The sequence below is a fragment of the Pseudomonas lijiangensis genome, assembly GCF_018968705.1.
GTDB lineage: Bacteria > Pseudomonadota > Gammaproteobacteria > Pseudomonadales > Pseudomonadaceae > Aquipseudomonas > Aquipseudomonas lijiangensis.
The window spans coordinates 1,889,450-1,911,260 of the sequence record NZ_CP076668.1; the positions used below are offsets into that span (position 1 = coordinate 1,889,450).

The window sequence follows — 21,811 nt, forward strand, 5'->3', positions numbered from 1 at the left end:
CACATGGACGTCCGCCAACTGGCTTTTCTTGCCCGTCAGCCTTCTGCTGCCCTGAAAGAACGTGAACACTTCTGGGGCCTGCCCAAGCGCGGCATTGCGCTGATCCTGGCCAATGCCATGTTCTGGCAGCCGATGTGGGCGCAGGCCGACGGGATTGTGGTCAGTGGGTCGGGGACCGGCCTGGCGCAGGCGGGCAATGGCGTGCCGATCGTCAATATCGCGACACCCAATGCCACGGGGCTGTCGCATAACCAGTTCCAGCAGTACAACGTCGACGCCCAGGGCCTGATCCTCAACAACATTGCCCAGCAGAACGGCGCAACCCAACTGGGTGGGATCATCGTCGGCAACCCGAACCTGAACAATGGGGTGGCGGCGCAGGTCATTCTCAACGAAGTGGTGGGCGCCAACGCCAGCCAGCTCAAGGGCTACACCGAAGTGGCCGGGCAGGCGGCGCGGGTGATCGTGGCCAACCCGTACGGGATCACCTGTAATGGCTGCGGCTTTCTCAACACTCCCCAGGTGACCCTGACCACCGGCAAGCCGGTGCTCGACAGCAACGGCGGTCTGGTGCGTTTCAATGTCCAGAACGGCAGCGTGGCCATCGAAGGGCTGGGGCTGAACGCCGATAACGTCGATCAGTTCGACATCATCACCCGCAGCGCGAAGATCAACGCCGAGCTGCACGCGAAAAAGCTCAACATCATCGCCGGTCGCAACGACGTCGATGCCCAGACCCTGAGCGCCACGGCGCTGGCGGACGATGGCAGCGCGAAGCCGGAACTGGCCATCGACAGCTCGGCGCTGGGCGGCATGTACGTCGGGGCGGTGAAACTGGTGGGCACCGAGGCGGGTGTCGGGGTGAGGCTGGCGAGCAATGTGGCGGCCAGTGCCGGTGATATCCAGATCGATGCCAACGGTAAGCTGACCCTGAGCCAGGCGGTTGCCAGCGGGGCGGTGGCAGTGAAGGCCAATGCGGTCGAGGTCAAGGGCCCGCTGTATGCAGGCACCTCGCTGTCGGTCACCACACCGGGCGATCTTGCGATTCAGCAAAACGTCGCCGCACGCGACGTCGTCACACTGTCCAGCACCGGCCAGTTGACCAACACCGCGATCATCGAAGCGGGCATCAATCCCGACAACAGCCGCAACACCACCGGCGATGTCGTGCTGTCGGCAGGCAACCTGACCAACACCGGCAGCGTCGTGGCCAGCCGCGCCCTGCAGGCGACGGCCACCCAGACCCTGAACAACCAGGGCGGAACCCTGAGCGGGCAGGCCAGTACCCGGATCACGGCCACGACCCTTGATAACCGCCAGTCAGGACGCATCCTGAGCCAGGGCGGCAGCGTCGAGGTCACGGCCAGTGGCGTGTCGAACGGCCAGAAGGGCCTGATCTCCAGTGCGGGCACGCTGACGATCAATGCTGCCTCGCTGGATAACCAGCAGGGTGTTGTGCGCAGCACGGGCGCCTCGACCCTGACCGTCACCGACGCCGTGGTCAACCAGGGCGGCGAAGTGCTGAGCGAGGCGGGCCTGACCCTCACCAGCGGTCGCCTGGACAATAGCCGCAGCGGTCGCATCACCGGCAAAGGCGTCACCGTCACCACCGGCGCGTTCGACAACCACCTGGACGGTCGCCTGACCAGCACCGAGGCCCTGCGCCTCACCGCCGCACAGGTCAATAACAGCGAAGCGGGACGCATCGCCAGCGCCATGGCCCTGACCGCGGTGGTCACGGGTCTGGATCAGCACGCCGACGGTCGCCTGTACAGCAATGGCGACGTCAGCCTGGACCTGGGCAACGGCCACCTCAATAACCAGGACGGCTTGATCACCGCGCCTGGGCAGTTGCTGCTGAAAAAACTCGGCACAGTGAACAACCAGAGTGGCGAGATCTCCAGCGCCCAGGGCTTTACCCTGGCCGCCACGTCGCTGGACAACACCGACGGCAAGGTGCTCAGCGATCAGGCGCTGATCGTGCGCATCGATCAGGTGCTGACCAACCTGCGCGGGCGGGTGTCCGGCACGGGTCTTGAACTCTCGGCCGCCACCTTGAACAACACCCAAGGCGTCGTGCGCAGCACGGGTCTGCTGACCTTGAATGCGGGTGCGGTGACGAATACGGCAGGCAGTCTCACCAGCACGGGCGCCTCGACCCTGACCGTCACCGACGCCATGGTCAACCAGGGCGGCGAAGTGCTCAGCGACACGGGCCTGACCCTCACCAGCGGGCGTCTGGACAATAGCCGCAGCGGGCGCATTGCGGGCAAAGGCGTCACCGTCACCACCGGCGCCTTCGACAACCACCTGGACGGTCGCCTGACCAGCACCGAGGCCTTGCGCCTCACGGCAGCGCAGGTCAATAACAGCGAAGCAGGACGCATCGCCAGCGCCATGGCCCTGACCGCGGTGGTCACGGGGCTCGATCAGCACGCCGACGGTCGCCTGTACAGCAAGGGTGACGTCAGCCTGGACCTGGGCAACGGTCACCTCAATAACCAGGACGGCCTGATCACCGCGCCCGGCCAGTTGCTGCTGACCCGTCTGGGCACGGTCAATAACCAGCGCGGCGAAATCTCCGGCGCCCAGGGGTTTACCCTGGCGGCCACGTCGCTGGACAACACCGACGGCACGGTGCTCAGTGACGAGGCGTTGATCGTGCGCATCGACAAGGCGCTGACCAACCTGCGCGGGTTGGTGTCCGGCAAGGGCGTGGACCTCACGGCCGCGACCCTGAACAACGACAGCGGCGAGGTCAGCAGCGAGGCGGGCCTCACGCTGGACGTCACCGGCGACGTCAGCAACCGTCAGGGCCTGCTGAGCAGTGCGGCGGCCATTACTGTAGAGGCCCAGAGCCTGGACAACGCCGAAGGCCAGGTCATGGCTGACGAGGAACTGACGGTCATTCTGGCTCAAGCCCTCGACAACCAGGCCGGGACCCTGGGGGCCGGGCTGGGGCTGGACCTGCGGGCCGCGAGCCTGGACAACCGCCTGGCCGGTGCCGTGCTCACCGATGGCCAACTGGACATCACCCTGACCGGCACCCTGGATAACCGCACTGGCGGGCAGGTGCAGGCCAAGGGCATGCTCACCCTGACCAGCCAGGTCCTGAACAACCAGGGCGGCCGGGTGGTGGGGCAGGACCTGCTGACCGTGCACAGCGACAGCGCCCTCAACCGGGGCGGGGTGATCCGCGCCGACCAGCTGATGAAACTGTTCATCGGTGACCTGGATAATAGCCAGACCGGATTGACCGCTGCCCAGAAGGGCGCCATTACCAGCCAGGCCGGACTGGAATTCATCGGCCAGCGACTGGACAACCAGAACGGCCTGCTCAATGCCGTGGGCGTGATGACGTTGCAGGCCGACACGCTGCTCAACGGGTCGGGCCGCATTGCCAGCCAGAGTGACCTGATCGCCACGGTCGACACCGTGTCCCAGCAGGGCGGTGAACTGGTGGCCCAGGGCACCCTGACCCTGACCGGTCAGAGCCTGGATAACCGGGCCGGTGGCCTGGTAGGCGCCACAAAAGCGCTGAAACTCACCGTTGACGACATCGATAATCGGGCCGGTGAAGTGTCCAGCCAGGTGGGCGTGGAACTCATCGGTGATCGGCTCGACAACCGCGACGGCGGCAAGGTGCTGGCCGGGACCGCCCTGCACCTGCTCGTCGAGCGGGTGATCAACGAGAACAAGGGCCTGCTGTTCGGCCAGACCCTGACCCTGGACGGCCAGCGGCTGGACAACGCCGGGGGCACCCTGGCCAGCCAGTTGGCCCAGACCCTGACCCTGACCGGTGCCCTGAACAACCGCGCCGGCCTGCTCAGCAGCGAAGCGGCGCTGACGGTCAAGGCCGCGTCCCTGGACAACACCGGCGGCACGCTGTCCAGCGCCGGTGCGATCAAGGTCACCACCGACGACGCACTGATCAACCAGGGCGGTTCGATCACCACCGATGCGGCCCTGACGGTGGTCAGTGGCAGCCTGGACAACAGCCAGAAAGGCAAGCTGTCCGGCCAGGGCGCGACCAAAGTCACCACCGGTGCCTTTGACAACCGCCAGGGCGGGCAACTGACCAGCCGCGACACCCTGGAACTGATCGCCGGTCAGGTCATCAACCAGAGCGCGGGGCGCATCGCCAGTGCGCTGGCCCTGACCGCCAGCGTCACCAGCCTGGACCAGCAAGGCGGCGAGCTGTTCAGCAACACCACCCTGAGCCTGGACCTCAACAACGGGCAACTGAACAACCAGGGCGGCCTGATCAACAGCCCGGGCGCGCTGCTGCTGAAAAACCTCAAGGCGGTGGACAACCAGGGCGGCGAAATCTCCAGCGCCCAGGCCTTTACCCTCAAGGCCCAGTCGCTGGACAACAGCGGCGGCAAACTGCTGGGCAGCCAGGCCCTGACCCTGGACCTGGTCGAGTTTTTCCGTAACCTCAAGGGCACCGTGTCGGCCACCGGCCTGACCATCGACAGCGACAGCCTGACCAACGACGAAGGTCTGATCAGCAGCCGGGCGGATATGACCCTGACCGTCGACCAGGCCCTGAGCAACGTCAAGGGCACCGTGATTGCCGATGGCGATCTGGACGTCAGCGCCGCGACCGGTAACAACGCCCAGGGCGAGATCTCCAGCCAGAAAGCCCTGACCGCGGTGATCGGCAACCTGCAACAGCAGGGCGGGCAACTCTTCGCCCTGGGCTCGCTGAGCCTGACCGGCGACACCTTGAATAACCGCCTCAAAGGCTTTGTGGGGGCTGGCGATGCCCTGACCCTGACGGTGGAGGACATCGACAACCAGGGCGGTGAGATTTCCAGCCAGCAAGGCATCACCCTGACCGGCCAGACCCTGACCAACAGCGGCGGCCAGGTGCTGGCGCAACAGGCCCTGACCCTCGCCATCGCCAAGGCCACCACCAACCGCAACGACGGCGTCCTGTCCGGCAAGACCGGCCTGACCCTGACCGGCGCCTCACTGGACAACACCGGCGGGGTGATCAGTGGCCTGTCGGGGCTGGGCCTCGACCTCTCGGGCGCACTGGACAACACCCAGGGCCTGATCAGCAGCGAAGGCAAGCTGACAATCGAGGCGGGCAGCCTGACCAACACGGCGGGCAGCGTCTCCAGTGCCGGCACCCTGACCCTCGACATGGTCGGCACTCTCGGCAACCAGGGCGGCGAACTGGTCACCGATGATGCCCTGACCCTGACCAGCACCGGCCTCGACAACAGCCAGCAAGGCACCGTCAGCGCCAAGGGCCGGGTGACGATCGACACCGGCGACCTGGACAACAGCCAGAAAGGCCGCATCAGCAGTGGCGAGCGCCTGGACCTGACCGCCGCCCGACTGACCAACCACGGCGGCAGCATTGCCAGCCAGCAGGCACTGGTCGCGAGCGTCAGCAGCCTGGAACAACACAAGGGCAGCCTGACCAGCGCCACCGCCCTGAGCCTGGACGTGAACCAGGGCCTGCTGGATAACCAGGGCGGCCTGATCAACGCCCCCGGGACCCTGTTGCTGAAAAACCTCAAGACCGTGCTCAACCAGGGCGGTGAAATCTCCAGCGCCCAGGCCTTTACCCTCAATGCCCAGTCGCTGGATAACAGCGGCGGCACGCTGCTGAGCAACCAGCTGCTGACCCTGCGCATCGCCCAGGCCCTGAACAACGTCAAAGGCATGATCGCCGCCGCAGGCGTCGATGCCACGGCTGCCAGCCTGGACAACAGCGGCGGTACCCTGACCAGCCGCAACGCCCTGGACCTCACCGTCACCGGCCTGCTCACCAACCGCGACAAGGGCCTGATCAACGCCGCCGAAACATTGAAAATCACCTCCGGTGACCTCAACAACCGGGCCGGGCAACTGCTGGGCACCACCGCCCTGACCCTCGACAGCGCCGCCCTCGACACCGGCGTCAAAGGCCTGATCAACAGCCAGGGCACCCTGACCCTGACTGCCGACAGCTTGAGCGCCGACACCGGCGGTGAAGTCTCCGCGAAGGGCGATATGACCCTGGTCCTCAAGGCTTTGTCCCTCGATGCCAGCCGCCTGATCGGCCAGGCCGGGCTGAGCCTGGACCTCAACGGTGCGGACCTCAACAACCGCGCCGGCCTGATCACCGCCACAGGTCCCTTGACCGTCAAGCAGGTGCGGGACGTCAACAACCAGGGCGGTGAAATCTCCAGCGCCCAGAGCTTCACCCTGACCGCCCAGACCCTGGACAACAGCGGCGGCCAACTCATCAGCAGCAACCTGCTGACCCTCAACGCCGACAGCCTGCTCAACCAGAACGGACTGATTTCCGGCTGGCAAGGGCTGGACGTGACCGCCACGTCCCTGGACAACCGCAACCGCGGCACCCTGTCCAGCCGCAACGGGGCGGTGGACGTGGACCTGAGCGGCGCGTTGCTCAACAGCGGCGCGGGCGCACTGGTGAGCCAGACCGCCCTGACCGTGACCGCCGACAGCCTCGACAACCGTGGCGGCATCCTCTCCAGCGGCACCGCGCAGACCCTGACCGTCACCGGCTTGCTGAACAACAGCCAGAGCGGCCTGATCGACAGCGGTGCGGACCTGACACTCACCGCCAACGCCCTCGACAACAGCGCGGGCACGCTCATCAGCACCGGCAAGGCCACCCTCGACCTGATCGGCGCCCTGACCAACACCGGCGGCAAACTCGCCAGCGGCGGTGACTGGCTGCTCAAGCGCAGCAGCGCCGTGCACAACCAGGGCGGGCAACTGATCAGCCAGCGCCTGATGACTCTCACCACCGGGCTGCTGGACAACAGCACGACCGGCACCGTCGCCGCCAACGGCACCCTGCTGATCACCGCCACCGGCAAGGTCCTCAACCACACCGATGGCCTGATCTACAGCCAGAACGCGGGCGTGGAACTGGACGCCACAAGCCTGGACAACACCCGGGGCGCGGTACAAGGCCAGAGCACCCTCAAGGTCGAGACAAGCGAAGGCATCGACAACCTCAACGGTCGCCTGATCGCCCAGAACGGCGACCTGACGGTAGAAGCCGCCCGCCTCGACAACCGTGGCGGCCTGCTCTCCAGCCTCAAGGGGCTGTTCACCGCACAGATCAGCGGCGTGCTGAAAAACGGCTACGACCTCGCGGCCAACCGCCAGGGCGGCGTCATCCAGGCCCAGCGCCTGAGCCTGACCGCCCTGGGCGGCTTCGACAACTACGGCGGCCGCGTCTCGGCCAGCACCGGCGAAGCCCTGCTCACCACCGCCAACCTCGACAACCGCAACGGCGGTATTTATGCCAAAGGCCTGGTGCGGGTCATTGCCAAGGACCTGGACAACAGCGGCGACAACGACGGCCAGATCGCCGGGGGCCAGGTCGACCTCAGGCTGACCGGCGACCTGAACAACCGCCTGGGCATCATCGAAAGCGACAGCACCCTGGCCATCAAGGCCGCCAGCCTCGACAACCAGACCGGGCAGATACGCTCGCTCGGCACCCTTGACGCCGCCGACTTCCAGATCGGTACCCTGTTCGACAACCGCCGCGGCACCGTGGAAGTGGCCAACAGCAACCTGATCCTCAATGCTGCCAGCTTCCTCAACGCCAGCGGCAACCTGCTGCATGCCGGCACGGGCACCTTCGACCTCTCCACCGCCAACCTCATGCAGGCCAGCGGCAACCTCGTGACCCGCGGCGGCCTGACCGTCACGGCCGATAACTGGACCAACAGCAGCGTGATCCAGGCCGGTCACCTGACCGTCAACGTCGGCACCTTCAACCAGACCGCCAGCGGGCAACTGCTGGCGTCGAGTGCGTTTGTGGGCACGGGTGGAAGCTGGACGAATGAGGGAGTGATCGCCAGTGACGGGACGCTGAGCCTGAATCTGAGCGGGGGGTATGGGGGAGGTGGGCGTACCAGCAGCCTGGGCACCCTGGGCCTGACGGCCAGCCAGTTGGCACTCACCAGTACGGCGAGCCTCATGGGCGGCGCCCGGACCGAACTCAACATCACTGGTCTGGCCAGCAACTACGGGCGACTGACGTCGGCGGCCGATCTGATCGTCAATGCCGGGAGTGTGACCAACTACGGCACCTTGGGCGCGACGCAAAACCTCACCTTCACTACCGCGAGCCTGCTTAACAGCCAGGGGCTGATCTTCAGCGGCGGGGATATGCAGGCCAATGTGGGGAGTTTGACCAACCTCAAGGGCGACTTTTATGCGCTGAATAACTTGACCATCAAAGGGTATGGCGTTGAGCGGGCCAATCAGGTCTCGAATATATCGGGTTCAATGGAGAGTGGCGGCAACTTTGCGATCAGTGCGACGGCGTTTGAGAACCGCACGGAAGGTTCGGATAGCACGCAGGTTTCTACTGCGGGTCGGACTTTGGTAAAGGGGATTTTGGCCACTAAATGCCAAATTTGTAGTAATGGTAGTTATTTAGTGGATTACGTTATTAAAGAGTATTTTGAAGGTGGCCAAGATGCTGATGTTACGATTTCGTCACTGTTGGTTTCGGGTAGGAATTTTAATTTTAGTGGCGACGATTTTTTAAATAGTAAAAGTGCCATTAGTGCTGCTGGTGATATTGATATTAGTGCTGTTAATGTAAAAAATCTTGGTGCGGTTGGTGGGTCGATAGAGCGTACGCGGACATATGCTTCTAATGGTCCTGAAACATTGGAGTACGCGCTGTACTATAATCAACGCAATAATCCTGAGTTTCCTGGTTTTTATTATGTGGATGGTTCTGGTAGTCTTAGGTTGGGTGTTGTTTCTGAAGAAACCTTTTTTAGGCCCGGTAGGGAAACTGACCTTCGAAGCTTTAGGACTGTTGTGAAGGATGCGGTAACTTCTGTGGTTGTTGCTTATCTGCCTCGTAGTTATCCAGCGGTGCCTGTATCTTTGTACGATAGAAATAATCTTGTTGAAGTGCCTGAGTTAATCACGCGCTCAGGGCTTGTAAGTGATGTTGAAAAGGTTGTAGATGGCGGAAGTTCAGGCCGAAGCGCCGTCATTCAATCGGGTGGTAGTGTATCTATTACAGCCACCCAGAATTTGCAGAATAGCGTCATTCGCCAAGACTATGTAGCCGCTGGCGGCACCAGCAAAGTACAGGGCATCAGCCCCTCTGGTACTGGCACGGCGATCATTCGCGTCAACGCCCAACTGCCACCTGATCTGTCCCAACAACAAGTCAACCCACTGACCCTGCCAGGCTTCAGCCTGCCCACCGGCCAGAATGGCCTGTTCCGCCTGAGTGCCCAGACCGGCAGTAACGTCGCCGCCACCCAAACCAGCACTGCGCCCCAAAACTGGACGCTCGGCAGTGCCAGCGTATCTGTCGCCCAACGCGAGCAAACCGTTTCCGATACCCAGGCCAGAACACTTCAGTTCGGGACAGCCGGGCAGGTTTCGGCGGCCACTCGCCAACTGGCCGATGTGGTCCGACAGAACTCGGGCTTGAGCGCCAACGCTTCCGCCTTTGACTCCAGTGCCCCGGCCGATTCAGCGACCCGTCTGCAACTCACCGGTCATAGCGCCGGGTCCACAGGTCTGACGCAGGTTGCCGACGTGACCCAGGTTCAGGGCCAGAACGGCACCGTTCCCTTGCCCGGTCAGGGGGCGACAACCGTTCCCGTCATTACCCCTGTGGCTTCCAGCAACACCACGGCTCAGAACGGCACGACCACGCCGACGGTTGCGCCGATCAGCCAGGTCGCCCGGGTCCAGGCCTTACCCGGTAATACAGCGCCGCCGAATCCACATAAATACCTGATCGAAACCAACCCGGTCCTGACCGACCTGCGTCAGTTCATGAGTTCGGACTACCTGCTGGCCGGCCTGGGCTACGACCCGGAAGCCAGTGCCAAGCGCCTCGGTGATGGCCTGTACGAACAGCGTCTTGTCCAGCAAGCCATCGTGGCCCGTACCGGTCAGGCATTCCTGGCCGGGCAGACCTCCAACGAGGCCCAGCTCAAGTACCTGATGAACAACGCCATCGCCAGCAAGGAGCAACTGAACCTGGCGATCGGGGTGACATTGAGTCCACCCCAAGTGGCAGCCCTGACCCACGACATCGTGTGGCTCGAAGAACATGAGGTCAATGGCGAAAAAGTCCTGGTGCCCGTGCTCTACCTGGCCCAGGCCAACAACCGCCTTGGCCCGACCGGTGCGCTGATCGCGGGCAACGATGTCACGCTGACGGCGGGCCAAGAGCTCGATAACGTCGGGACATTACGCGCCACCAATAACCTGTCGGCAACGGCGGGCACGAATCTGGTCAACGTCGGCCTGATCGAGGCAGGCAATCGCCTTGACCTGCTGGCAGGCAACGACCTGATCAACAAGGCGGGCGGCATTCTGTATGGCCGCGATGTAACGCTGAGCGCTACCCGTGGCGATGTTGTCAACGAGCGTACCGTTATTCGCGATCAGCAAAGTGCTGGGGTGCTTCAGGACTTCGTTGAGAATGCCGCCCGTATCGAGTCTGCAAACGATCTTGTTATGAAGGCTGGCCGCGATGTGATGAATATCGGTGGCACCCTGCAGGCCGGTCGTGACCTCAGCTTGATTGCCGGTCGTGACCTGAATATCGGCGCGGCACAAACCGAAACAGAGCGTACATTCAGCCCGAACAATACCCAGTCCAGCATCACGCAACTGGGCTCCAGCGTCAGCGTCGGCCGTGACCTCATGGCCCTGTCGGGACGCGATATCAATGTTGTCGCCAGCGATATCGACGCCAAGCGCAACATCGCCATGGCCGCGACCGAGAACATGACCATCAGCTCGGCGGCAGACGAAACCCACTCTCTGTCCAGAAGCAAGAAGCTCACCGTCCAGACCGACCATGTCAAACAAGTCTCCGCCGACCTGAATGCCGGCGGCAGCATTGCCCTGAACGCCGGCCAGGACCTGGCCGTCATCTCCAGCCGAATCACCGCAGGCGAAAACGCCAACCTCTCGGCAGGCGAAAACCTCAGCATCCTGGCCGCGCAGGACAGTGACTACTACCTCTACGACAAGAAGAGCAAAGGCAGTTGGGGCAAAAAGAAAACCAAACGCGATGAAGTGACCGATATCCGCAATGTCGGCAGCGAAATCACATCCGGCGGCGACCTGACGCTGGAGAGCGGTGGCGACCAGTTGTATCAGGTGGCCAAGCTTACCAGTGGCAATGATCTGACCATTGACAGTGGTGGGGGCATCACCTTTGAAGGGGTGAAGGACCTGCATCAGGAGAGCCATACCAAGAGCAGTAGCAGCCTGGCCTGGACCTCAATGAAAGGGAAGGGCCGCACCGACGAAACCCTGCGCCAGACAGAAATGGTGGCCAAAGGTGAGCTTGCGATTCGTGCTGTTGAAGGCCTGAAGATCGATATCAAACAAGTTGACCAGCAAACCGTCAGCCAGACCATCGATGCCATGGTCCAGGCTGACCCGCAACTGGCCTGGTTGAAAGAGGCCGAAAAGCGTGGGGATGTGGACTGGCGGCAGGTGAAGGAGCTGCATGACTCCTTCAAATACAGCAATTCCAGTCTGGGTCAGGGCGCGATGTTGGCGATCATGATCATTGTGACCGTATTGACTGCTGGTGCAGCAAGTGCGCTGGCAGCATCTGCCGGGAGTTTTGTGGGGGCCGGATCCACAATGGCAGCAGCAACGGCTGCTACAACGGCCACTGCAACGACAGCGGCTACAGCGGCCACCGCAGCGGGTCTTGGCAATGTGATTGCCACCGCAGCCCTGACCTCTATGGCGGGTACAGCTGTGGTGGGCACCATCAATAACAAAGGCAACATAGGGGCAGCTTTAAAGGAGACATTCAGTAGTGACGGCTTGAAGAACGCCGCTATTGCTGGTCTGACGGCAGGTATCACCACTGGCGTTATTGATCCTAATTTTAAGGGTACTGCCAAACCGTTTAATAGTTTTACCAAAGGATTTGACCTGTCGACACTCAGTGGCATTGGTGGCTTTGCAGTCAATGCCGGTGCGCAGGGGGTGGCTTCGGGGTTGATCAATACGGCCATTAATGGTGGCAGCCTCGGTGACAATCTGGCCAGCGGTCTTGTTTCGCAGGCAGGGAACGTGGTGGCAGCGGTCGGTTTCTATCAGATCGGTAGTATCGCGGACGAAAATTATTGGAAAGCCTTCGGTAAGAAAGATACGCAAGGGATGGCTTTCTGGGCTGAGGGTGGCATGGGGCGTACCGCATTGCATGCCTTGATGGGAGGTGCTGTCTCTTCGGCAACCGGTAGTGACTTCATGACCGGAGCCGTTGCTGCAGGTGCCAGTCAAGCAATGGCTGGAGTGCTGAATGATGTACTGAGCAAACACCCAGAGTTCCGTGAGGCCGCGTCAAAGCTTGTGGGCTTGACTGCCGCAGGTGTGGCCGGAGGTGATGTCGATAAAGCTGTGTGGGTTGCCGGAATGGCAGACCAATACAACCGCCAGTTGCACCCACTCGAAGAAAAATGGCTTAAAGAAAATGCTAAAGAGTTTGCTGACAAGGTAGGCATCACTGAGCAAGAGGCTATGGAGCGCCTGAGTCAGCAAGCCTTGAAAGATGTGGATTATCTATGGCGGGCTCGACTTGCTGATGGGGATGACAGTGCCGCGAAAGCGTTTCTTTCATCCTCAGAGAAAACCTTCGTCAATGACTTGGGGGAAGCTCAAGCGCTTTTCACCACGAATGGTCAGCAACTGTTCAGGCCGGAAATGTTCGCGGATACGGCTGATCGCACGTTTTACCGACAGTTCGTACAGAGCGGCATCAGCCGTGAGTTGAGCTCTGGTCTGATCAAGGAGATCAAGGATTCCGGCATTGACTTGAAGGACGGATCAATCGATCTGCTGAAAGCAGCCGTCGATAATCCATCTGCTGTTGTGAGTGGGTTATGGGAAGGGATTAAAGGACTCCCTCAAAGTGTCGTCGATGGCTTCAGGGAAAGTGGAAATGCCATTGGCGAAGGTGCTGCCGTTGCACTCAATGAAGACCTAAGCGACAAGCTCAATGCTCTTTATGATACCGATGTATCGGCTGCCCAGCAGGCCTTGTTACTGATCCGTACTGTCAGCGTAGTAACCGGGGCCGGAGCTGTTGGCAAAACCGGCGTCAAGCTCACCGGAGATGTTGCAAAAGCCGTTGGTTCCAAGCTGGACGAGATGCTCGAGAAGGCTGTCGTCAAAAACGATACGGGTAAAGGCGCACCTGATCTTGCGAATAACAACTTCGGTTCAGAAGGCCCTTGCTGCTTTGCTGCCGGAACGATGGTTTCCACCCCTGACGGTGATCGAGCAATCGATACGCTCAAGGTCGGCGATATTGTCTGGAGCAAACCCGAGAAAGGCGGCAAGCCGTTTGCAGCAGCGATCCTTGCAACGCATGTGCGTACCGATCAGCCGATCTACCGCCTCAAACTTAAAAGCGTGCGTCAGGACGGTGAGGCCGAGAATGAAACCCTGCTGGTTACACCGGGCCACCCGTTCTACGTACCTGCCCAGCGTGACTTCGTACCGGTCATCGACCTGAAACCAGGCGACAGGTTGCAGTCCCTGGAGGATGGTGCCAGCGAGAACACCTCATCCGAGGTTGAGTCGCTGGAGCTTTACTTGCCCGAGGGCAAAACGTATAACCTTACGGTCGATGTCGGGCATACGTTCTACGTCGGTAAGCTGAAGACCTGGGTGCATAACACCGGGCCTTGCGTCTTGCCGGAGGGGTATTTTGGGAGCAACGGTGGAACTGTTAGCTCCGGCGCTGAAAATGCGGCCTTGTATCCAAAGCTAAAAGAGCAACTGATACAAGAAAACCTGAGCAAAATTGCTGCTCAGGACTCGAGATTAGCGGCGGCCGTAAGCGGTAGTGGAACGAAAAATCCAAACTTTTCTATAGGTCAAGGTACATCTTACGAAGCTAATGAGTTGGGCAAAACCTGGGTTGGAGATGGTGCGAAAAAAACAAGTGATGGGCTTGGTCTGATTAGCGCAGACGGTACCCGAGTATATAGACCGCCAACACCTAAAGATTCATCTTTTGCAACGACAGGCGTGCAGGCAAACTTTGAAATGTACAAAATTAATTCTATAACAGGCCAGCGTGTAAAAGTAAGTAATGGTCATTTGAATGTGGCTGATTAGGAGGGATGATGCGTGCTGTTGTAAAGGGGATTTCTAATGATATTTTTGATGTTGAAAATTACTGCCCTGAGAATATAGAGAGTTTTTCTTTGAGCCTTCGTATTCGAATTGGGCTTGATTGCACGCAAGGAGCAGATGACTTTGAGCTTTTAATCTGTACTCCGAAGTGGCTAGAGGAGACAGTATGGACGGAGCGTTGGGGGAGAGGTCTATTAATTGTCCGAGAATATAATTTTTCGACTATTAATGAATTGATTCATGAATATGTGAATCGTTGTGAGGGAGACAGCTGGGAGGCTATCGTTATACAGCTAGGAAAGGTGTTTTTTTGGGAGTTTGATGATTACCAAGCCTAGGAAGAAACGCTAATGGTAATACCGTCTATCCGCTTTAGTAGCCGCCCAACGTGACTTCGTACCGCTAATCGACCTGAAACCAGGCGACAGGCTGCAGTCCCTGGAAGATGGCGCCAGCGAGAACACCTCATCTGAGGTTGAGCCGCTGGAGCTTTAATTTTCCTCGGCAAAACGTATAACCTTACAGTTGATGTAGGGCGTTGCATAAAGAGCGTGAATATGAGCTGCAAGAGCGAGCACGCGCTATTCAGCTTCAGTCCTTGCAGGAGGGTGGCTGGTCTCTGGAGGATTACAACAAAGCCCTTTACGACGATTACTTTGCCAGTAAGGGGCTTGATAAGGGCGAGATAACTTTTGACGGATACGACCCTGCAAAAACGTTGGGCTACATGCTTTCCGAGAGGGGCATCGGCGCTGCTAACGCTCTCATCAAATGGCCAGGTGAGGTCCTTGGCGGTATAGTCAGTACCGTCACTCATCCTTTGGATACTTTGGCGGGAGCTGCGCAGAGCGTTTGGTCCGCTGCGGGTTCAGTAGCCGGATGGGCGACCAGTCCCATACCTGCTCAAGGGCTTGAGCGTGTGGGAGACCAATTACTCGCGCAGTCCGAGCAGCAAGCTGGCGAACTCATTTTCGACACTGTAAGTGGCTTGATTACCACGACGATTGGTGGGGTTGCGGTCAAGTGGGTTGGTGGTAAGTGGGTTCGGGCGGGGGACGTAAATAGTGGAAATGTTAGTAGCAACCTCGGACTAGCTGATTATCTGTTACCTGATGCCGATTTTGTTGGTCGTGGCGTTGTTCGACCTGACCTGAAAGATCACCTTGTAGATGCAACCCGCTCAGGAAAGCAGATATCAGGAGGCCATGATCTGGAAAATTTTATGCAAGCATTGACAGAGCATTCGGGTACGTCATCAAGGTTTGAAGTCGCTCCAGGGATCTATAAAGTAGAATATCGATTGCCAAATGCTACGAAAGATGCAGTCAAGACAGTATATGATCCAAAAGTTTATCCAGATATGGCGAATATGGCTAATGAGGCCGCTCATAAAGCGTTGATTCAGTATCAATTAACAGGTGGTTCGGTGCAGGAGGTCGTTGTGGGGAAGGTTAGATTTCAAGTTCCAATTAATATTAGAGGCGAGCAGGTGTATGTTCCTACGGCTTTTCCTATCGGTGTTGTGAAATGAAGTGGGGTGAGCTTCCAGGAGATGATAGGGATCTATTGTTTTGGGTGCTTTGGTTTGCTATTGGGCATTATTCTGACTTTGGTCTAAATGAGCTTTTAAAGAGGTTTTTTACAACGCATGTAGGACTTGCAGGAGATCCAGGTTGGGAGTTTGAGTATTTGAAAGATGATGCGGGTTGTGAATCTTATGATTTTTTAGCTGATAGTGATTTTAGTGGGATAGAACCAGGGTTTCGAAACTATGAATTTGAAGTGGTTCGCGAGGCTATAAAAGAGTCCTTGCTTGCCCTTGCTGATAAAAGTCCTAATAAAGCTGATGAGGTAGCTAGTCTAATAGCTAATTATAGGCTTTGAGTTTTTTAATAAAATGTAGCGGCTGATTTGATTTAGGGGACGTTTTCGGTTGTGGTCGATGAGGTGTCAACGAGCGAGGAAGACGCCGTAATGGAAGATAGAGTGACTTATAATGAGGTAAGGGCTTGGTTTTTGGGTAAGTATTATAGCTATTGCAAAGTCAAGCTCAGCCACAAAAGTTCATGGGCTGAAAGTGAAAGCTAAGTAGTTCGGTTAAAGTGGTTACGTTAAGCCCCCCCCCCGAGTATAGTGAAATCTGTAAACTTGGCTCTGGAGTGTTCCATAGCGCTGATGGCACCAAGGAATTCTGCATGTAAATTTTGGAGTTGAAGATCCTATGAGTGGAGAATATATTTCTAACAATCATGCTCCCTGTGCAGACTAGGTATGGATATGTCTATTGTTCGGAGGGGGACTGTTGTCAATGGCGAATATTCTGGCTGGAAAATTATTGTTACGGACGACCGTGATGGCGACACTGGTGGGTATTATCTTTACTTGAAGAAAAGTGATCTTGAAAGGTTTGATTGCTGGTTCGACCATGAGGCTGGGCTTCAAGCCCAGCTAGAAGATTTTGAAGTGGAATGGGGGGGGTGTATAGAGTTCTTTTAGTTGGTTTTGATTTGTGAGAGTGAGTATGAACTACTTTGAGATTCCCTCGCTTTCAAGTATTTACCTGGAAGAAAGCTACGTTTTATCGGTTGACGAGAGAGAGGGGGAACTAGCTTTTGAGTTGGATGCTGTTCTTACTGAAAATCATCCGAAATATAAGAGGCCGCAAAAAGGGGAGGTATATTGTTACAGAAAGGTCTCGCTGCATTTTCTAAATGTGGAATCCCTCGAATGGGTTGATCGGAGGTTCATGGCATATGCAGATGCTTCGGGTGAGTTCGATATGGCAATATAGACAGCCTTTTTGGGTGTGATGATGGCTATGAGCTGATAGGGGACTGGGGGAGAGTAGTTGTCAAAGGACAGGCTGTAGCAGTAATTGTCGAAGATTATTTTTTGAAAAAAGCGACAGTCAGTTTTCCGTTGAACATGGGTAAGCCAAGGGTTTTATTATGGCTCGTGTAGGAAGGAGGAGGTATCCTTACGAACTGGAAGATGGGAGTTTCTGATATCGTTATGCTGGATGGTGGAGAACAATCTTTTTCCTGTGGCTAAGGATATTAAGGCTCTAGGCTCTAGGTAATGGTTCTATCTAAGGCTATTTGTGTAATGAAGGTGTAAAATTATTTTGAAGGGGTATTATTTTGTGCTTTCATGATTTTCTAATAAATTTGCTTGAAAGGGTGCTCTTTAGTGTTCTCATAATTTCCTGAACGAATTTTTCGTATATTCATAAAATAGCAATATTATATATTTCCTTTTTTTAAGGCTTTCCCCCATGCAAACCCTCAAACTCTTACTTCCCTTCTGCCTGACAACCCTCCTGTCAGCCTGCAACACCACCTCCTACGACAAAGCCACCATCTACTACGACCGAGCACAATTCCCTTCCCAAATCGTCAAAGACGTCCCAGACCTGAACACTCCGATCACCCAGCACGGGCGTTGTTCGGTCATCGTCTCCACGCCCGGCTCCACCACTGGCCCATATTACTTCTGCACCTACGCCCTGACCGCAACCGGGCTTTATGTGCAAGGTTGGGATGCCAAACAGATGAAGTACACGGAAATTGCCCGTGTCGATCTGGCTGCACTCAGGACGGTGTCGCTGTATTCGTTTCTCAAGAACAAGCAGGTGCAGTTGACTGAAGAGCGACGCCAGCTTGCCTTGAGCGCCATGATTGATGAGGGCGGTTATATCGATGGTGAGGCCACTGTGCGTCTGTTCGAGGCGATCAGAAGCAAGGGCGTGAAAGTGGTCGAGAACGACGGTGCAGTGAAACCTCCAGCGCCTGCCGGGCCGGTCTATGTGCCGCTCATTATTCCTCAAGTAAAACGCTAACGATCCATCAGATAAAAAAGGGACGATATCAATACGTCCCTTTTATCGAACCCCGATCATTTCCCCACCTTCTTCGACGAATACCCACCCGACGGATCAAAGCACTGGCTGTCATAGCGCGGGCTCTTGCACTGCGATACCGCCGTCGGTGGCGGTGGTCTGTCTCGCTGGTATTGTTTGTAGCTTTCTGTCTCGTAGACATTCACCTTCGCCCGGCCACTGATTTTCAGGTATTCGGTGGCTTTGAGGTTGACCTTGTGGGCGTGGTCTACGGGTTCGCCCTGGCGCAGCATTTTGGGAGGGCCTTGTCTTTGTAGCGAGGTGTTTGCGTCGCCTTCAGCGCACGGGATGGATGCGAAGCTCACATGGCCTTCAGGTGAGGTGCATTTGAAGATTTCGCTGTGGGCGGTGCCGGTGAAGTTCAGCGCTGCGGCTGCCAGCGCCAGTGAAGGCCATTTCATGAAGTCTCTCCGTCGATGGCGCAAGGCTAGCATTTGCCCAGGCTTGCGGCTACCGCTGGTCTGTTGTGTCGCACTCTTGGGGGCTGAGGTTTTCTGACGTGCAGGTAGCAGACTCAAACCGAACTGACTGGAGGTACGCAATGGCAGGCGATAAATCGAAGACTGGCAACCCTGACGACCCGGATTTCAACACGGAATCCCCCGATGTCGAGGATCCGCAAATGGACCCTGTGAAGCCTGCGAAGACACCGGCGAAAGAGAGGGGCACCCAGGATGATTACCCGCCTTACAATCCGGAAAAGTAAGGGCCCGGCAGAAAGTCATTTGTTGGCATTCAGATACTCCAGCAGGTCTTCCATGCGCTGATCGTTGCCCATCCACCAGAGTTTCATGCGGGTGCCGGGTACTATTTCGCTTGGGTCCTTGACGAAGGCGCTGATTTTTTCGCGGGTCCAGACGATGCCGGAAGCCTGCATCTCGGGGGTGTACTTGTAGTCTGGATATTGGGCGGCCGGGCGATCGATGATGCCGTTGAGAGGCGGGCCGAATGCGCTGCGGGCCGAGGGGCCGATCTTGTGGCAGCCGGAGCAGAGTCGGGTAAAGACCGCCTTGCCTGCTTCTGCATCGCCGGCAGCCTGGGCGGTTGTCTGGATCAGCAGGGCCAGTATCAGTAGCGCGGTTTTTTTCATGTACGTCCCATGGGCATTTTTCAAACGCCGAAAACCACGAAGCCCCTGAGATTCTGTGAATTCAGGGGCTTCGCGTTTTTCTAATTTGGCGGTGAAGGAGAGATTCGAACTCTCGATACAATTTCTTGTATACACACTTTCCAGGCGTGCTCCTTAAGCCACTCGGACACTTCACCGTATCTCTTCAGACTGTTGTGTCTGTCGAGGCGCGCTAATGTATTCGAAACGTTTTATTAACGCAAACTTTTTTTCAGAATTTTCATGCGCTTAAGCAAAAAGTTCAGCTTTGTGGCGCGTTCCCGGCTTCCTTGCCGGGCTCGGGGCCGATGGGGCGGATGTGTTGCGGGCGGGTCAGGCGCTGAAGCCGCCGTCGATGGTCAGGCTGGCGCCAGTTATATAGCCGGTTTCTGGACCGGCGAGGTAAGCCACGAAACTGGCGATTTCTTCACTCTTGCCATAACGCGGGATGGCCATGAAACCCATCAGGCTTTCGGCGAACTCGCCATGGGCCGGGTTCATGTCGGTATCCACGGGGCCTGGCTGCACGTTATTGACGGTGATGCCCTGTGGACCGAGGTCCCGGGCCAGGCCTTTGGTCAGGCCGACCAGTGCCGATTTGCTCATGGCGTAGGGCGCGCCGCCAGCGAAGGGCATGCGGTCGGCATTGGTGCTGCCAATGTTGATGATGCGGCCACCTTCGTTCATATGGCGGGCGGCTTCCTGAGTGGCGATGAACACGCCGCGCACGTTGATGGCCAGGATTCTGTCGAAGTCTTCCAGGCTGAATTCATCCAGTGAGCCTACGGCCAGCACGCCAGCATTGTTGACCAGAATATCCAGGCCCCCGAAGGTTTCGGCGGTGGTCTGTACGGCATGGCGAATGGCGTTGGCATCGGCGCTGTCAGCGCGGATGGCCAGTGCCTTGCTGCCGTTGGCATTGATGCTGTCCTGCAGGTCGAGTGCATTGACTTCGGAGTTGACGTAAGTGAAGGCAACGGCCGCACCTTCCTTGGCCAGGCGTCTGACAATGGCGGCACCGATACCGCGTGAGCCGCCTTGAACGAGGGCGACCTTACCGGCGAGGCTTGCGTGCTGATTCATGATGTTCTCCTGAGCGAGTGCAACGTGGGAGATAGAGTGGAGGTTTCAGCGTAGTAGAGGCCTGCACAGTCGTCCTGCATACTGCTGAGCTGCGCTGACTAAAAAACGCCAACAGGAGTAATGCTGATCAGTTCAGGTATAAACAAAACGTGTGGGAGGCAGCTTGCTGGCGAAAAGGTCTGAAAACCGACAGATATTCTGTGCCTGTAGGTGAAGTCGCCAGCAAGCTGCCTCCCACAAATTGATTCTTGACCTTGACTGATCGGCATTAGCCCACAGGAGTGCTTCACTTTATGGATATCAATGCCAACAGCGCTCTGGTCCTGATCGACATGCAACAGGGCATCAATCATCCGAAACTGGGGCGTCGTAACAATCCGCAGGCTGAAACCCGGATAGTGGAGTTATTGCAGGCGTGGCGACAGAGCGGACGGCCAGTCATTCATGTCAGGCATTTTTCCCGCTCACCCGATTCTGTGTTCTGGCCGGAGCAGTCCGGCGTGGACTATCAACCCGCGTTCGTGCCGCAAGCCGCCGAGCGCGAGTTGCGCAAACAGGTGCCGGATGCGTTTTGCGGGACGCTGCTGGAAGCCTGGTTACGCGAGGCTTCGATTTCTCAGGTGGTCATTGTGGGAGTCGTGACCAACAACTCGGTGGAGTCCACGGCCCGCACCGGCGGCAATCTGGGTTTTGAGGTCATCGTGGTACATGACGCCTGCTTTACCTTTGACGGGAAGGACTTTTTCGGAACGCCGCGCAGTGCCGAAGAGGTGCATGCCATGTCGCTGGGCAATCTGCATGGCGAATATGCAACCGTGCTTGCAGCGGCAGAGGTCTTGCGAGGCCTGTAGCCCTATGGATTTTGCAAGAAAACCACATACCCCCTGAACCACTCATTGTCCTGCAGATACCCCGGCGCTTGCCATTCGCCGCCCTGAATAAGGCCGATCTTGAAGGGCAGGCCGAGGCGGTTCATGCGGGGCAGGTAGGCGGCGTAGTCGGGAATGCTGTGGCGGCCCTGATAGGTTTGCACCACCACTTCATCGATCACGCCCTTGAGGTTGCCGATGGCACTGGCGTCGGCGTTGCTGCTCCAGTCCATCAGGCCTGTGATGCTCAGGCGGTATTGGGGCGGCAGACGACGGCGCAGGTCCCGCAGGAAGTCGACGTATTCATTCAGGTAGCGGGTGCGGGCATCGAAATCGATCTGGATGCCGACCAGCGTATTGCCTGCCTGTCGCCAGCGCTCGACCTGGCCGAGCAACTGGCGGTAGACCGGTTCCGGCCAGCGCAGAGTGTGGGCGCGATACACCACCCAGAGTTGTTCCTGAGGCAACCGGGTCACGGCCATGCCCTGGGCGATGAAGTCCACTCGCTGTTGCGGGTCCCGGCGCGAGGTGCTGATCTGGCCTTGCAACACATACAGCGTCCTGGCCTGCGCCAGCACCGGTTGCGAGTTGACGCCGCCCCATAACCAGAAGGCATCGTAATCGGAGGCGTCCACCGCTGCCCAGGCATGAAGCGGACCCAGCAGCCAGAGCAGCGGCAGATAACGCCAGACACTCATCGCG

The 21,811-nt window shown here is 58.0% G+C and carries 12 protein-coding genes and 1 tRNA gene; 8 read left to right on the top strand and 5 right to left on the bottom strand.

Annotated features, from left to right (window positions below):
• The first annotated feature begins 3 nt into the window (after positions 1–3).
• The 6 genes from KQP88_RS08265 (at position 4) to KQP88_RS08290 (ending at position 17,989) form a co-directional block, all read left to right on the top strand.
• Entirely contained in the window at positions 4–14,133 is a 14,130-nt protein-coding gene (locus KQP88_RS08265) for a two-partner secretion domain-containing protein (RefSeq protein ID WP_216705357.1), read from the top strand.
• 8 nt (positions 14,134–14,141) lie between these two features.
• On the top strand, positions 14,142–14,489 hold the full coding sequence (locus KQP88_RS08270) for an immunity 8 family protein (protein WP_216705358.1): 348 nt from the start codon (positions 14,142–14,144) through the stop codon (positions 14,487–14,489).
• Positions 14,490–14,689: 200 nt separating this feature from the next.
• Positions 14,690–15,682, top strand: coding sequence for a CdiA family toxin C-terminal domain-containing protein (locus tag KQP88_RS08275; protein WP_216705359.1), 993 nt, complete (start codon positions 14,690–14,692; stop codon positions 15,680–15,682).
• Positions 15,679–16,035: a hypothetical protein gene (locus KQP88_RS08280; protein ID WP_216705360.1), complete on the top strand. Its 357-nt coding sequence runs from the start codon at positions 15,679–15,681 to the stop codon at positions 16,033–16,035. The genes KQP88_RS08275 and KQP88_RS08280 overlap by 4 nt, the downstream gene beginning before the upstream one ends.
• Before the next feature lie 387 nt (positions 16,036–16,422).
• The gene (locus tag KQP88_RS08285; protein ID WP_216705361.1) at positions 16,423–16,647 is read left to right on the top strand and encodes a hypothetical protein; all 225 of its coding nucleotides are present in this window, start codon (positions 16,423–16,425) and stop codon (positions 16,645–16,647) included.
• 778 nt (positions 16,648–17,425) lie between these two features.
• Positions 17,426–17,989, top strand: coding sequence for a hypothetical protein (locus KQP88_RS08290; RefSeq protein WP_216705362.1), 564 nt, complete (start codon positions 17,426–17,428; stop codon positions 17,987–17,989).
• 56 nt (positions 17,990–18,045) lie between these two features.
• Here the strand turns inward: KQP88_RS08290 and KQP88_RS08295 are convergent, their stop codons facing one another.
• Positions 18,046–18,450, bottom strand: coding sequence for a DUF4124 domain-containing protein (locus KQP88_RS08295; RefSeq protein ID WP_216705363.1), 405 nt, complete (start codon positions 18,448–18,450; stop codon positions 18,046–18,048).
• Positions 18,451–18,590: 140 nt separating this feature from the next.
• Here KQP88_RS08295 and KQP88_RS08300 point away from each other — a divergent pair, with 140 nt between their 5' ends.
• Positions 18,591–18,755: a DUF6021 family protein gene (locus KQP88_RS08300; protein ID WP_216705364.1), complete on the top strand. Its 165-nt coding sequence runs from the start codon at positions 18,591–18,593 to the stop codon at positions 18,753–18,755.
• A 15-nt stretch (positions 18,756–18,770) separates the two neighbouring features.
• Here KQP88_RS08300 and KQP88_RS08305 read toward each other — a convergent pair whose 3' ends face one another.
• From KQP88_RS08305 to KQP88_RS08315, 3 genes are all read right to left on the bottom strand, one after another.
• The gene (locus KQP88_RS08305) at positions 18,771–19,139 is read right to left on the bottom strand and encodes a c-type cytochrome (RefSeq protein WP_216705365.1); all 369 of its coding nucleotides are present in this window, start codon (positions 19,137–19,139) and stop codon (positions 18,771–18,773) included.
• Between the two features lie 86 nt (positions 19,140–19,225).
• Positions 19,226–19,315 (bottom strand) — tRNA-Ser (locus KQP88_RS08310).
• A gap of 175 nt (positions 19,316–19,490) precedes the next feature.
• Entirely contained in the window at positions 19,491–20,240 is a 750-nt protein-coding gene (locus tag KQP88_RS08315) for a 3-oxoacyl-ACP reductase family protein (RefSeq protein ID WP_216705366.1), read from the bottom strand.
• 293 nt (positions 20,241–20,533) lie between these two features.
• Between KQP88_RS08315 and KQP88_RS08320 the strand changes: the two genes are divergently transcribed.
• A complete protein-coding gene (locus KQP88_RS08320; RefSeq protein WP_216705367.1) occupies positions 20,534–21,091 on the top strand; it encodes a cysteine hydrolase family protein in 558 nt (185 codons plus the stop codon).
• 2 nt (positions 21,092–21,093) lie between these two features.
• Here the strand turns inward: KQP88_RS08320 and KQP88_RS08325 are convergent, their stop codons facing one another.
• On the bottom strand, positions 21,094–21,807 hold the full coding sequence (locus KQP88_RS08325) for a DUF3142 domain-containing protein (RefSeq protein ID WP_198729259.1): 714 nt from the start codon (positions 21,805–21,807) through the stop codon (positions 21,094–21,096).
• Between the last annotated feature and the right edge of the window lie 4 nt (positions 21,808–21,811).

What these genes read in the sequence shown, in the direction of transcription:
- KQP88_RS08265 (WP_216705357.1), top strand. Translation starts at nt 4, where the DNA reads ATGGACGTCCGCCAACTGGCTTTTCTTGCCCGTCAGCCTTCTGCTGCC.
- KQP88_RS08270 (WP_216705358.1), top strand. Translation starts at nt 14,142, where the DNA reads ATGCGTGCTGTTGTAAAGGGGATTTCTAATGATATTTTTGATGTTGAA.
- KQP88_RS08280 (WP_216705360.1), top strand. Translation starts at nt 15,679, where the DNA reads ATGAAGTGGGGTGAGCTTCCAGGAGATGATAGGGATCTATTGTTTTGG.
- KQP88_RS08285 (WP_216705361.1), top strand. Translation starts at nt 16,423, where the DNA reads ATGGATATGTCTATTGTTCGGAGGGGGACTGTTGTCAATGGCGAATAT.
- KQP88_RS08290 (WP_216705362.1), top strand. Translation starts at nt 17,426, where the DNA reads ATGCAAACCCTCAAACTCTTACTTCCCTTCTGCCTGACAACCCTCCTG.
- KQP88_RS08295 (WP_216705363.1), bottom strand. Translation starts at nt 18,450, where the DNA reads ATGAAATGGCCTTCACTGGCGCTGGCAGCCGCAGCGCTGAACTTCACC.
- KQP88_RS08300 (WP_216705364.1), top strand. Translation starts at nt 18,591, where the DNA reads ATGGCAGGCGATAAATCGAAGACTGGCAACCCTGACGACCCGGATTTC.
- KQP88_RS08305 (WP_216705365.1), bottom strand. Translation starts at nt 19,139, where the DNA reads ATGAAAAAAACCGCGCTACTGATACTGGCCCTGCTGATCCAGACAACC.
- KQP88_RS08315 (WP_216705366.1), bottom strand. Translation starts at nt 20,240, where the DNA reads ATGAATCAGCACGCAAGCCTCGCCGGTAAGGTCGCCCTCGTTCAAGGC.
- KQP88_RS08320 (WP_216705367.1), top strand. Translation starts at nt 20,534, where the DNA reads ATGGATATCAATGCCAACAGCGCTCTGGTCCTGATCGACATGCAACAG.
- KQP88_RS08325 (WP_198729259.1), bottom strand. Translation starts at nt 21,807, where the DNA reads ATGAGTGTCTGGCGTTATCTGCCGCTGCTCTGGCTGCTGGGTCCGCTT.